The 12716-nt window shown below is 65.5% G+C and carries 13 protein-coding genes; 7 read left to right on the top strand and 6 right to left on the bottom strand.

Annotation, left to right across the window (positions count from 1 at the left end):
• Positions 1-16: 16 nt before the first annotated feature.
• Positions 17-283: a hypothetical protein gene (locus tag ACVIIW_RS19105; protein ID WP_092227477.1), complete on the top strand. Its 267-nt coding sequence runs from the start codon at positions 17-19 to the stop codon at positions 281-283.
• A gap of 41 nt (positions 284-324) precedes the next feature.
• On the opposite strand, the gene ACVIIW_RS19100 is transcribed toward ACVIIW_RS19105, so the two are convergent.
• The 5 genes from ACVIIW_RS19100 to ACVIIW_RS19080 form a co-directional block, all read right to left on the bottom strand.
• Positions 325-645 carry a cupredoxin domain-containing protein gene (locus ACVIIW_RS19100; protein WP_456702134.1) on the bottom strand — a complete coding sequence of 107 codons (321 nt, stop codon included), beginning with the start codon at positions 643-645 and terminating at the stop codon, positions 325-327.
• 10 nt (positions 646-655) lie between these two features.
• Positions 656-1189: a DUF4142 domain-containing protein gene (locus tag ACVIIW_RS19095; RefSeq protein ID WP_456702133.1), complete on the bottom strand. Its 534-nt coding sequence runs from the start codon at positions 1187-1189 to the stop codon at positions 656-658.
• A gap of 89 nt (positions 1190-1278) precedes the next feature.
• A complete protein-coding gene (locus tag ACVIIW_RS19090; RefSeq protein ID WP_456702132.1) occupies positions 1279-1968 on the bottom strand; it encodes an RNA polymerase sigma factor in 690 nt (229 codons plus the stop codon).
• Between the two features lie 73 nt (positions 1969-2041).
• Positions 2042-2917: a sulfurtransferase gene (locus tag ACVIIW_RS19085; protein ID WP_456702131.1), complete on the bottom strand. Its 876-nt coding sequence runs from the start codon at positions 2915-2917 to the stop codon at positions 2042-2044.
• A 153-nt stretch (positions 2918-3070) separates the two neighbouring features.
• Positions 3071-4405 (bottom strand): dihydroorotase, encoded by a 1335-nt coding sequence (locus ACVIIW_RS19080; RefSeq protein ID WP_456702130.1) that lies wholly within the window; start codon positions 4403-4405, stop codon positions 3071-3073.
• A gap of 101 nt (positions 4406-4506) precedes the next feature.
• On the opposite strand from ACVIIW_RS19080, the gene ygfZ reads away from it, so the two are divergent.
• From ygfZ to ACVIIW_RS19050, 6 genes are all read left to right on the top strand, one after another.
• On the top strand, positions 4507-5388 hold the full coding sequence (ygfZ, locus tag ACVIIW_RS19075; protein WP_456702129.1) for a CAF17-like 4Fe-4S cluster assembly/insertion protein YgfZ: 882 nt from the start codon (positions 4507-4509) through the stop codon (positions 5386-5388).
• Entirely contained in the window at positions 5385-6011 is a 627-nt protein-coding gene (locus tag ACVIIW_RS19070) for a DNA-3-methyladenine glycosylase I (RefSeq protein WP_456702128.1), read from the top strand. The genes ygfZ and ACVIIW_RS19070 overlap by 4 nt, the downstream gene beginning before the upstream one ends.
• A complete protein-coding gene (locus tag ACVIIW_RS19065) occupies positions 6008-6622 on the top strand; it encodes a YfbR-like 5'-deoxynucleotidase (protein WP_456702127.1) in 615 nt (204 codons plus the stop codon). Before ACVIIW_RS19070 ends, ACVIIW_RS19065 begins: the two co-directional genes overlap by 4 nt.
• An 80-nt stretch (positions 6623-6702) precedes the next feature.
• Entirely contained in the window at positions 6703-7209 is a 507-nt protein-coding gene (locus tag ACVIIW_RS19060; RefSeq protein WP_456702126.1) for a tyrosine phosphatase family protein, read from the top strand.
• 19 nt (positions 7210-7228) lie between these two features.
• Entirely contained in the window at positions 7229-8191 is a 963-nt protein-coding gene (locus tag ACVIIW_RS19055; protein WP_456702125.1) for an NUDIX hydrolase, read from the top strand.
• A 46-nt stretch (positions 8192-8237) separates the two neighbouring features.
• Positions 8238-10928, top strand: coding sequence for a DUF2339 domain-containing protein (locus ACVIIW_RS19050; RefSeq protein WP_456702124.1), 2691 nt, complete (start codon positions 8238-8240; stop codon positions 10926-10928).
• Here the strand turns inward: ACVIIW_RS19050 and ACVIIW_RS19045 are convergent, their stop codons facing one another.
• Entirely contained in the window at positions 10929-12617 is a 1689-nt protein-coding gene (locus tag ACVIIW_RS19045; RefSeq protein ID WP_456702123.1) for a methyl-accepting chemotaxis protein, read from the bottom strand.
• Between the last annotated feature and the right edge of the window lie 99 nt (positions 12618-12716).

Genomic DNA, 12716 nt, shown 5'->3' with positions numbered 1-12716 from the left:
AGCCTGATCGAGTTTCATGAGCCAGCCGATTTCCTACGCCCCCGCCCGTGCGCCGCTGCCCGATCATGAGCAGAAACAGGCAGCATTGAGTTATCTCAACGAGGCCTGGGCCGAAGCACGCCATGACGGCGTCGACGGTGACTGCCTGGCGCAGGCGAGTCTGTTTGCGGCACTCGCCGAGCTCGTCGGCACCTATGGCGAGGACGCGGTGGCGAAATTCGTCGAGGGTTTTCCCGCGCGCATTCGCAACGGCGAATTCTCGGTCTGCCTCGCAAGGCAGTAAACCGCTTTGAAGATGCCCCGCCGCGCCGGCGGGTCCATTCATCACGGCTCGATCTTGAGCATCGCTTTCATGTTGGGGTGATAGCGGCAGTAATAATCGACCGTTCCCGCCTTCTTCACGAGAAGCGTCGCCGACTTCTTTGGCGGCAGAGCGACGTCGAAATCGCCGTTCGTCGCAGTCGCGGTGTGGGCCAAGACATCCTTGTTGATCCAGGTAATGGTGTCGCCGATCCTCGCCGACACCTCGGCCGGTGAGATCACGAGATTTTCCATCGTGATCTCGATGGTCGCGGCTTGCGCCGGGCCTGACATCGGCAGGAAAGCGACCGCGAGCGCGATCGCAGCGAGGCGTCCCGGCTTCATCGCACGCTCCCTATTTCAGCTCGGCCGCGACGTGCTCGGCATGTTGCTCATGGCCCTGGAAGATCTTCAGGCCGGTCTGCAACAGGTTCTTCAGCTCGGCATTGCTGGCGGACGGGATAAGCTGGGTTTCCAGCGCGGTATTGACCGTCTTGTGGTAGGCGACCTCGTTGGCGACATAGGCCTTGTCGAAGGCAGCGCCGTTCAGCTTGTCGAGCTCGGCCAACTTGTCGCTCGCCTGCTTCGACAGCGCCTTGCTGGTATCGTTGTCCTCAGGTGTGACGTTGAGCTTCTTGACCAGCGCGAGCGCCTGCTTGTTGACCGCCTCGTGGTCGCGCAGCATGTCATCCGCAAATGCCTTGACATCCTTGTTCTTGGCCTTCTTCTGCGCCTGCTTGGCCGCGTTGATGTCGATCACCCCGGCGGTGTAGGCGACATGGGCGATCTGCGGATCGGTGAGCTTGTCGGCAGCGCGCGCGCCTTGCAGCGGCACGGGGCTGGACAACAGAATGGCTGCGGCGAGCGCCGCGCTCCAACGAACGAACATGATTTGACACTCCTGTGCTGCCGGACGGTTTTGCCGGCGTTGCTCCACAGGAATTGGATGGAATTTTCGCGCAGACGTTCCCGAATGATTTAGCCGCGGATTCCGAGGCGCTTCAGCACTGACAGGGTCAGGCGCTCGCAACGCCGGCCCGCAAACGGGAAGGCGTCCATCATCACCGGTCCGATCTCCTTCTCGACGGTCTCGCGCAGCATGGTACGCGCGCGGTGCAGGCGCGTCTTCACGGTCTCGGGCTTGACGGCGAGCAGATCGGCGGTCTCCTCGGTGGTCATCCCTTCCATGACCCGTGCGACGAAAACCATCCGGAAAACGTCAGGCAACTCGTCGATGGCGCGCTCGACGACGCGCTGGATTTCACGCTGGGCCATGGTCCTTTCCGGATCGCCTGGAGGAGAGACGGGAAATTTGATGATTTGCGCCTCGAGCGCCTCTTCGCCCACCGCGCCGAGCTCGACATCGGGTTTTGCACTTCGCACCCGGCCCAGCGCTTCGTTGATCGCGATGCGCGACAGCCAGGTCGACAGCGCGGACTCGCCCTTAAAGCCGTCGAGATGGGTGAAGGCGCGGACATAGGTTTCCTGCACCACATCCTCGGCCTCGCTGTCGCTGCGCAGAATGCCGCGTGCAAGGCGGTAGAGCCTGCGGTTGTTGGCCTGCATGATCTCGCGGAGCGCGGCCTCGTCCCGGCCCCGCGCCCGGTCGATCAGCTCGGCTTCCGATGCCCTGATGCCGGCTGTCTGGCCGGCTGCGGTCCGTTGCATGGCGGTCACCTGCTCGTTCAGCTTGGTTCCAGACATTCGATGCAGGGTGGCGACGAAGGTTCCCGCTTTTTTCTCACCTCTCATCCGTCTCGATCGGCAGCGCCGCGTCCCTCGCCCATTCGCCCATCGAGGCATCGTACAGCATCAGCTTGTCGTAGCCGAGCTTTGTCAGCATCAGCAGGTCGATCGTCGCGGAAATGCCGCCGCCGCAATAGAGGATCACGTTCTTATCGCGCGTGACGCCCACCGCAGTGAATTTGGCTTCGGCGTCCGCAAGCGTCGTCAGCGTCTTGTCGGCATTGGTGAGCGTTGCAGCTGGTACGTTGACGCTGCCGGGGACGCGACCCGGCCGGCCGTAACGGCTCGGCTCGAGACCTCCGTGAAATTGCGGTCCGAGGGCATTGACGGTAACGGTCGAGGGGTCGCCGATCCGCGCCTTCACAAAGGCCTTGTCGACGAAGAAGCCAGCGCGCGGCGCGGCTTTGAAAACCGTGGCTGGATAGCCCTTCGGAGCACCAGTCTCGACCGCCCGCCCCTCGTCCTTCCATTTGTCGAAGCCACCGTCGAGTACCTGCGCATCGACGCCAAGCGAGCGCAGCATCCACCAGAATCGCGTTGCCCACATCATGGTGCCGATGCTGTAGAGCACGATGGTCTTCGTGGCGTCGAGCCCATGGCGGCCGAAGGCGGTTTCAAGCTGGGCCACGTCAGGCATCATGAAAAACTGCTGTGCGGAGGTGTCGGAGAATTCGCCTTGCAAATCGAGGAAATCGGCGCCCGGGATGTGGCCGGCGGCAAAGGTCTTGTCGCCGGGGACGGCGCGATACGGCACGTCGCTGCCCGGCGGGACAGGTTCGTTGTAGGTCGTGCAATCGTAGAGGCGGAGGTCGGGATGGCCGATGATCGCGGCGAGTTGCTCGGTGGAGATGAGAGATGATGGCTGCGACATCGGACTGCACTCCCGTTCACGAGGGAGTGTAGCTCTCTCCCCTCGTCATTGCGAGCGCAGCGAAGCAATCCAGACTGCCGCCAACCATTCTGGATTGCTTCGCTGCGCTCGCAATGACGGGGGATGGTATGCCGGCCCCTCTGACAGAAACCGCTACTGCTTCAACGTCTCCAGAAACCGCACTGCCTCGCCCTGCGAGGGCGTGACCAGTTCGCCCTGCCACATCACGCGCTTGCCACGCACGAACGTGCCGACGGGCCAACCCGTCACCCGAACGCCGTCGTACGGCGTCCAGCCGGCCCTCGACGCCACCCATTTGTTTGTGATGGTCTCGCTGCGCTTGAGGTCCACCACCGTGAAGTCGGCATCGTAGCCGGCGGCGATGCGGCCCTTGCAGGCCATGTTGTAGAGACGCGCGGGGCCGGCGCTGGTGAGATCGACGAACCTTGCCAGCGACAAGCGGCCGGCATTGACGTGATCGAGCATCAGCGGCACCAGCGTCTGCACGCCGGTCATGCCGGAGGGCGACGCCGGATAGGTCTTCTGCTTCTCTTCGAGCGTATGCGGGGCGTGGTCGGAGCCGAGCACATCGATGATGCCCTGCTCGATGCCGCGCCAGATGCCGGCGCGATGATCGGCACCGCGCACCGGCGGGTTCATCTGCGCCAACGTGCCGAGGCGCTCGTAACATTCAGGCGCGACCAGCGTGAGATGATGCGGGGTCGCCTCGCAGGACGCGACGTCCTTGTGGTCGCGCAGAAACTCGATCTCTTCCTTGGTCGAGATGTGCAGCACGTGGATGCGCTTTCCCGTCTCGTGCGCGAGCTTGACCAGGCGCTGAGTCGCCATCAGTGCCGCGGTCTCGTCGCGCCAGACCGGATGCGAGCGCGGATCGCCCTCGATGCGCAGCGACTTGCGGTCGTTGAGACGATACTCGTCCTCGGCGTGGAAGGCGGCTCGGCGGCGGATCACCTGGAAGATGCGGCGCAGGCTTTCGTCGTCCTCCACCAGCAGCGCGCCGGTCGAGGAACCGATGAACACTTTTACGCCAGCGCAGCCTGGCGCACGTTCCAGCACCGGCAGATCCTGCACGTTCTCGCGGGTGCCGCCGATGAAGAACGCGAAATCGCAATGCATGCGGTGATGGGCGCGCTTCACCTTGTCGGTGAAGGTGGCTTCCGTCACGGTCAATGGCGAGGTGTTCGGCATCTCGAACACGGCGGTGACGCCGCCCATGACCGCGCTGCGCGAACCGGTCTCGAGGTCTTCCTTCTGCTCCAGCCCGGGCTCGCGGAAATGCACCTGCGTGTCCATCACGCCGGGCAGGATGTGGAGGCCCTTGCAGTCGATCACCTCGGCGGCGGAGCCTTGCGACAGCGGGCCCAGCTCGGCGATGCGACCGCCTGTGATGCCGATATCGCGAACATTCTCGCCGTCCTGGTTGACGACGGTGCCGCCTTTGAGGATCACATCGAAGCGCTGGGTCATGGCTGGAGGCCCCTCTCATCCCCAAGCGCAGGGCTCGAGGTCTTGTCGTTTATGCCTTGCGGGCTTACGTTCCGAAGCACCATGTCGCAAGAGATTTTCGCATGAAATCAGCGTTTCTTCCCGACCGGGGCGTGATCAAGGTCGCGGGCGAGGACGCGCGCAACTTCCTCAACGGCCTCATCACCACCGATGTCGACAGGCTCAAGCCGGGCCTGGGGCGATTCGGCGCGCTGCTGACGCCGCAGGGCAAGATCATCGTGGATTTCCTGATCACGGAAGCGCCGGCCGGCCATGGCGGCGGGTTCCTGATCGACTGCCCGAAGGCCCTGGCCGAGGGCCTGGCCACCAAGCTGAAATTCTACAAGCTGCGCGCCAAGGTCACGGTGGACAACCTCTCCGACGATCTCGGCGTGCTCGCGGCCTGGGACGGCCACCCCGCTGCGCAGCCGGATCTTGCCTTCACTGACCCGCGCAATGCCGAGCTCGGCACGCGCATCCTGATCCCTGAGGATCTCAAGCAGAAACTGTCCGATTTGATCGGCGCCGAGCTGGTCGACGCCGCTGACTACGAGGCGCACCGGATCGCGCTCGGCGTGCCGCGCGGCGGGCTGGATTTCATGTACGGCGATGCGTTCCCGCACGAAACCAACATGGATCGCCTCGCCGGCGTCGATTTCGACAAGGGCTGCTATGTCGGCCAGGAGGTCGTCTCGCGCATGCAGCATCGCGGCACTGCGCGCACCCGCAGCGTGAAGGTGCTGCTCGAGGACTCCTCGCCCGAAGCCGGCGTCAGCGTCATGGCCGGCGACAAGTCCGTCGGCACGATGGGCTCGTCGGCGAAAGGCAAGGGCATTGCGCTGGTGCGCATCGACCGCGTTGCGGACGCACTCGATGCCGAACAGCCGCTCACCGCCGGCGGCCTCGCGTTGAAGCTGGCCGAACCTGACATCGTCCGTATTCCCGCAAAGCAGCCCATCGCATGAGCCGCGCTCCCCGCCTGCATCCCGACGGGAAGACCCGCTGCCCCTGGCCGGGCGAAGATCCGCTCTACGTCGACTATCACGACACCGAATGGGGTGTGCCGGAGTACGACGACCGCGCGCTCTATGAAAAGCTGATCCTCGACGGCTTTCAGGCCGGCCTGTCCTGGATCACCATCCTGCGCAAGCGCGACAATTTCCGCAAAGCCTTCGACGATTTCCAGCCAGAGAAGATCGCGCGCTACACCGACAAGAAGGTGCACGCGCTGATGAACGACGTCGGCATCGTGCGCAATCGCGCCAAGATCGAAGGCACGATCCTCAGTGCAAAATCCTATCTCGATATCATGGAGAAGGGGCCGGGCTTCTCGAAACTGCTGTGGGACTTCATGGGCGGACGGCCCAAGGTCAACACTTTCAAGACCACCGCGAGCGTGCCGGCCTCGACGCCGCTGTCGGTGCAGATCTCCAAGGAACTGTCCTCGCGCGGCTTCAAGTTCGTCGGCCCGACCATCGTCTATGCCTTCATGCAGGCAACCGGCATGGTCAACGATCATCTCGTCGACTGCCACTGCCATTCGACGTGCAGCAAGCTGCAGCGCAAGCCGCGCCTCAAGTCCAAATGACGGCCAGGAAGACCTCGCGCGGTGCGGCGTCCCGCGCCTGGCAGCGCATGCTGTCGGGCCGGCGGCTCGATCTGCTCGATCCCTCTCCGCTCGATGTCGAGATCGGCGACATCGCGCATGGGCTGGCGCGCGTCGCGCGCTGGAACGGGCAGACCACCGGGGCTCATATCTTCTCGGTCGCGCAGCACACGCTGCTGGTGGAAACCGTGCTGCGGCACGAGATGCCGCGCGTCGACGCGCGCATGCGGCTGGCAGCACTGCTGCACGATGCGCCTGAGTATGTGATCGGCGACATGATCTCGCCGTTCAAGGCCGTGCTCGACGGTCACTACAAGGCGGTGGAGAAACGCCTGCTCGGCGCCATCCACATCCGCTTCGGGTTGCCGCCGGAACTGCCCGAGGAGATCACGGTGGCGATCAAGGCCGCCGACCGCGGCGCGGCTTATCTGGAGGCGACCGAGCTTGCCGGTTTCAGCGAGAGCGAGGCGAAGCGTCTGTTCGGCAGGGATCCCGGCCTGTCCGAAAGCATCAGGCGCGACTATCTGACGCCCTGGACCGCGGCCCGGGCCGAGAAGCAGTTTCTGGAGCGGTTCGGCGCCGTGTTTGCGTAGGTGCGAGACGGTGGGTACGGCGCGATGCGCCTTTGCCCGCCCTGCGGCCGGGGTTATAATCAGCGGCAAAAAGGTTTGCCATGATCCACGTCTGCTCGCTCGCCGCTCTTCCCGAAACCGTCCGCCGCACCGGGGCCAGCCATGTGCTGACCGTAATGGCCAATGTCGAGCAGGTGGCACGGCCGGTATCGGTGCTGCCGGCCAATCATCTCAAGGTCTCGATGGACGACATCACCGAGGAGATGGACGGCTTTGTCGCGCCGTCGGAAGCACATATCGGCCAGGTGCTGAATTTCGTGCGCGGGTGGGACCGCAGTGCGCCGCTGGTGGTGCATTGCTATGCCGGCATCAGCCGCTCCACCGCGAGCGCATTCACAGCCGTCTGCGCGCTCAACCCTGAACGTGACGAGATCGAGATCGCGAAGAAGATCCGCGCGGCGTCTCCGATCGCCTCGCCGAACCGGCGCATCGTCAGCCTCGCCGACCGCGCACTGGGGCGCAACGGCCGCATGTTGCGCGCGCTCGACGAAATGGGCCCGGGCGAGATGATGGTCGAAGGCCGCCCCTTTGCCATCGAGCTCGAATGACACCAGCAATCACCGCCGCATGAGCGACAAGCTCCTCACGCCGATCGAGATTGGCCTGACTGCCGCGATCGTCGCGATCGAGGATCATGAGCCGCTGGTGCTGACCTCCCGTGGCGGCGACGGGCTCGCTGGCCTGCCGTTCGGTCCGTTCGATGCGCCGAGCCATCGCACCTTCGAGATCGGGCTGCGCGCCTGGGTCGAGGAACAGGCGGGCCTGCGGCTCGGCTATGTCGAGCAGCTCTATACGTTTGGCGATCGCGGCCGCCATGCGGAGACCGGCGACACCGGTGCGCATATGGTGTCGATCGGCTATCTCGCGCTGACGCGCACTGCCGAGACAGCTGCGACCACGGCGAGCTTCGAGCCCTGGTATCGCTTCTTCCCCTGGGAAGACTGGCGCGAGGCGCCGCCCGCGATCATCGGCCGTGACATCATCCCGGCGCTGACTGCCTGGGCCGAGGAAGAGACGCCGGAGACCACGCGCGCATTGCCGCGCAGGGATCGCGTCCGATTCTATTTCGGGCTCGACGGCGCGGCCTGGGACGAGGAACGCGTGCTCGATCGCTATGAGCTGCTATACGAGGCCGGGCTGGTCGAGGAGGCCAGACGCGACGGCCGCCCGGCAGCAAGGGCGCGCAAGACACTGCCCGCGCTCGGCACCTCGATGCGGTTCGACCATCGCCGGATTCTCGCCACGGGGATCGCGCGGCTGCGTGCGAAACTGAAGTATCGCCCTGTGGTGTTTGAACTTTTGCCCGCTGAGTTCACACTCACTGAGTTGCAGTACACGGTGGAGGCGATCTCCGGCCGCCACCTGCACAAGCAGAATTTCCGCCGTCTGGTCGAAACCGAAGCCCTTGTCGAACCGACCGGCGTGATGTCGACACAGACGGGCGGGAGACCGGCGGCGCTCTATCGCTTCCGCCGTGAGGTGCTCCAGGAGCGGCCCGCGCCGGGCTTGCGCCTACGCTCCCGGCGCTAGATCAAGTTTGCGGTCGGCCCCTGCCCGCCGATCGCCAGGAGGCCCCATGTTCGACGCCCCGTTCGACGTCTTTGCAGTGATGATTGCGATCGCCGCGTTCCTGATCGCGCTGAAAGCGTCGAATCAGGCGACCGAGCTGCGCCGGCGGCTCGGCTCGCTGGAGGCCGCACTGCTGGCGCTGCGGCAGGTCCAGCCGCCGCCACCGCTGCCTGTGCAGGAGCAAGCGAGCACGCCTGCAGCAGAGCCGCCGCCGCTTGCGCCGGAAGCCGAGGCCGCACCGCCACCCGTCACCGAAGAGGCCGCGCCGCCCCCGATCGAGGCGAGCCCCTCAACCGAGGCGCCGCCGTCGCTGCCGACGCCGGCCCCCGGCTTCGAAGAACGGCTCGGCACGCGCTGGGTGGTGTGGATCGGCGGGCTTGCACTCGCGCTCGGCGGTTTCTTCATGGTGCGCTATTCGATCGAGGCCGGCCTTGTCGGCCCCGGCGTCCGCGTATTCCTCGGCGGTTTGTTCGCGCTCGCGCTGCTCGGTGCGGGCGGATGGACGCGGCGCAGGGAGAGCATCTCCAACATCCAGGCACTGCCGATCGCTGATATCCCCGCGATCCTCACCGCCGCCGGAACAGCGGTGGCATTTGCGACCGTCTACGCCGCGTATGCGCTCTACGGGTTTCTCGTGCCCGCCACCGCCTTCGTGCTGCTCGGCCTCGTTGCGATGGGCACGCTTGCGGCCGCGCTGCTGCACGGGCCGGCGCTGGCGGGCCTCGGCGTGGTCGGTGCCTTCGCGACGCCGGTGCTCGTCTCGAGCGGCAAGCCGGACTATTGGGCGCTCCATATCTATCTTGCCATCGTCACCGCCGCGAGCTTTGGTCTCGCCCGCATCAGGCTGTGGCGCTGGCTCGCGGTCACGACGATCGTCTTCGCCGTACTCTGGATCTTCCCTGGCCTTGATACCGGCGACCGGCACCTCGCGCCGCACGCGTTCCACGTGATGTCAGGGTTCGTGCTCGCCGCATTGCTCGTCGTCTGCGGCTTCATGTTCGGTCCTGATATCGAGGACGGACAGATCGAGCCGGTCTCGTCGAGCGCGCTCGGGGCCTATCTGTTCGGCGCAATGCTGATCGTGCTGTCGAGCGCGCATGCCGATCTCTCGCTGATCGCCTTTACACTGCTGATCGCGGCGACGCTGGCCGTCGCCTGGCGCGCGGAGGCCGCCGCCGGCGCGCTGGGCGCGGCGGCTGCGACCGTCTTCATCGTGTTCGCCGAATGGGCGGTGCGCGCCAACCCTGATATGCTGGTGCTGCCGGGCGGCCCCATGGCCGGCGTGGCGCCGACCGCAATCGACAGCGCGGTGACGCAGCATCTGGTGATGGCCGCGATCTTCGCCGCCGGCTTCGGTCTCGCGGGCTTTTTCGCACAAGGACGCTCGAATTCGGCGATCATTCCCGTGGTGTGGTCGGCGGCAGGCGTCGCCACGCCGATCGCGCTCCTGGTCGCGCTCTATGCCCGCATCGCTCATCTCGACCGCTCGATCCCGTTCGCGATGCTCGCGGTGTTGCTCGCAGCCGGCTTTGGCGCGGCGACAGAAGCGCTCACCCGCCGCGAGACCCGGCCGGGCCTGGCGATCTCCACGGCGTTGTTTGCAACCGGCACGCTCGGCGCGCTGGCGCTGGCGCTGACCTTCGCGCTCGAAAAAGGCTGGCTCACCATCGCGCTGGCGCTGATGTCGCTCGGCACCGCCTGGATTGCGATGCGGCGGCCGATTCCATTCCTGCGCTGGCTTGCCGCGATGTTCGCCGGCATCGTCACCGCACGCGTCGGCTATGATCCGCGCATCGTCGGCGATGCCGTCGGCACCACGCCCATCTTCAACTGGCTGTTGTGGGGTTATGGCCTGCCGGCAGCCTCGTTCTGGGGCGCAAGCCTCATCCTGCGCCGCAGGGGTGATGACGCACCACTGCGCATGGTGGAGGCCGCGGCCATCCTGTTCACGGCCCTGCTCGCCTTCGTGGAGGTGCGCCATCTCGCCACCGGCGGCGACATGATCGCCGCGCCGTCGCTGTTAGAGGCTGCCCTGCAGGTCTTGATGGCGCTGGCGATGGCGATCGGGCTGGAACGCTTGCGGCTGCGCAACCACTCGATCGTGCACAATGTGGGCGCGGTCGTGCTCACGGCGATTGCCGGATTCATCAGCGTGTTCGGCCTGCTGTTCCTGCAGAACCCGCTGATCTGGCACATCGATGTCGGCGGCGCCGTTTTCAACCTGCTGCTGCTCGGCTACGCACTGCCGTCGGTGCTGATGCTGCTGCTCGCCTATGCCGTGGCCGGCGAACGCGGCAAGATCTACGCGAACGTGATCGCAGGCACGGCGCTGGTGTTTGCACTGTCGTACCTGACGCTCGAGATCCGCCGCTTCTATCACGGTCCGTTCCTCGACAGCGGTGAGACGACCGGGGCCGAGCAATACACCTATTCGATCGGCTGGCTCGCCTTCGGCGTGGTGCTGCTCGGTATCGGCATAGCGGTCAATTCCGAACGCGCCCGGCTGGCGTCGGCAGTCGTCATCGCGCTGACGATCCTGAAGGCCTTCGTGATCGACATGTCGACGCTGACAGGCGTCTACCGCGCGCTGTCGTTCATGGGCCTCGGCATCGTGCTGGTCGCAATCGGCTGGCTCTACCAGCGCATCCTGTTTCGGCGGCAGGTCACGCCACCGCCGGTGCCACAGACGAGCGGTTGATCATGCCGCGCGGACCGAATCCAGGAACTGCGCGACTTCGACCCTGAAGCGGGTGCTGTCGGTCGCGAGCGATTTCGCGGCCGATAGCACCTCGCTCGAGGCCTCGCCGGTCTCGATCGCTCCGCGTTGCACATCGGTGATGTTCGACGAAACCTCTTGCGTGCCGTCCGAAGCCTGCTGCACGTTACGCGAGATTTCCTGCGTGGCCGCGCCCTGCTCCTCGACGGCCGCGGCGATGGCTGCGGACACCTCCGACAGCCGCTCGATCGTGCCGCTGATCTCCTGGATGGCATTGACCGATTCCTGCGTCGCGGTCTGGATGCCCGCGACCTGCGCTCCGATTTCTCCGGTCGCCTTCGCGGTCTGCTCGGCCAGCGCCTTGACCTCGGAGGCGACGACCGCGAAGCCGCGGCCGGCTTCGCCGGCACGCGCGGCCTCGATGGTCGCGTTCAGCGCCAGCAAATTGGTCTGGCCCGCGATGGTGTGGATGAGCTCGACGACGTCGCCGATGCGGGCGGCCGCCTGCGACAGCTCGTTGACGCGCTCGTTGGTCCGTGTCGCCTGCTCGACGGCTTCCGCGGCCATCCGCGCCGAATCCTGCACGCGGCGGCTGATCTCGGTGATCGAGGACGACAACTCCTCCGAAGCCGACGCCACGGCCTGAACGTTGGTGGAGGCCTCCTCGGACGCGGCGGCGACGACGGTCGCAAGCTCCTGTCCGCGCTGCGCCGTGTTGGTCAGCGTCAAGGCGGATGCCTCGAGCTCGGTCGAGGCCGACGACACGGTCCCGACAACCTCACCGATCATCGCTTCGAACTTGCGGGTGATGGCGTCGACGCGGCGGCCGCGCTCGATCTTGGCTTCGGCATCGCGCGCGGCCGCTTCGTCAGCAGCCCTCTTGGCGATCAGCGCCTCCTTGAAGATCTGAAGCGCGTCGGCCATCGACCCGATCTCGGTCTTCTCGCCGCGATGCGGCACCTCCGCCGAAAGATCGCCTTCACCGAGCGACTGCATCGGGCGAATGATCGAGGCGATGCCGCGTGACACGTCGCGAACGAGATAATGGGCCGCAGCGATCGCGATCACGACCGAGAGCACGATGATGCCGACCAGCACGCGGAAGATCGAGGCGTAGCCGTCAGCCGCCTGCTTGGTCTCGATCTCGGCGCCGTGGTTGTTCAGCTCGATGTCCTTCGTCAACAACGGATCGGCGGCCTGCGCCATCTTGGCGACCTTGGTCTGCAACAGCTCGTTGGCTTCCGTCGGGAACTTGCCCGGGCTCTTGCGCGACAGCGCCATCACCTCTTGCACGCCGTTGAGATACTCGCCCCACGCCGCGGTCCATTGCCCGTAGATCGAGCGCTCCTCGGCGGACGTGATCAGCGGCTCGTAGGTCTTACGGGTTTGCTCGATGCGTTCGCGCAGCGAGGCGAGGCGTTTCTCGGCAGCTTGCTTGCCCTCGGCCGTATCCTGCATCAGATGCAGACGGAGCGCGACGCGCAGTTCGTTGACATCGGCGCGGATCGAGCCCAGCGCACGCACGCTCGGCAGCCAGCTCTCTGCGATCTCGACGGTATGGGAATTGATGTTCTGCATCGCGCCGATCGCCACCACGCCGACACCGGCGAGCGAGAGCACGAGGACCGACAACACGGTCAGAAGCTTGAAGACGATCGACAACTTCGACATCACAAAATCCCGATGATAGCCAACGCACGAACCTTCCCCGGCGCGACCGTCACGAACGACGGGGGCGGAAGTCATTCCAACAATGCCGGCTGGTTGTTA

It is taken from the genome of Bradyrhizobium sp. USDA 4449 (assembly GCF_054056275.1).
The sequence above is the reverse complement of the archived record's forward strand: the minus strand, read 5'-3'. Positions and strand labels throughout refer to the sequence as shown.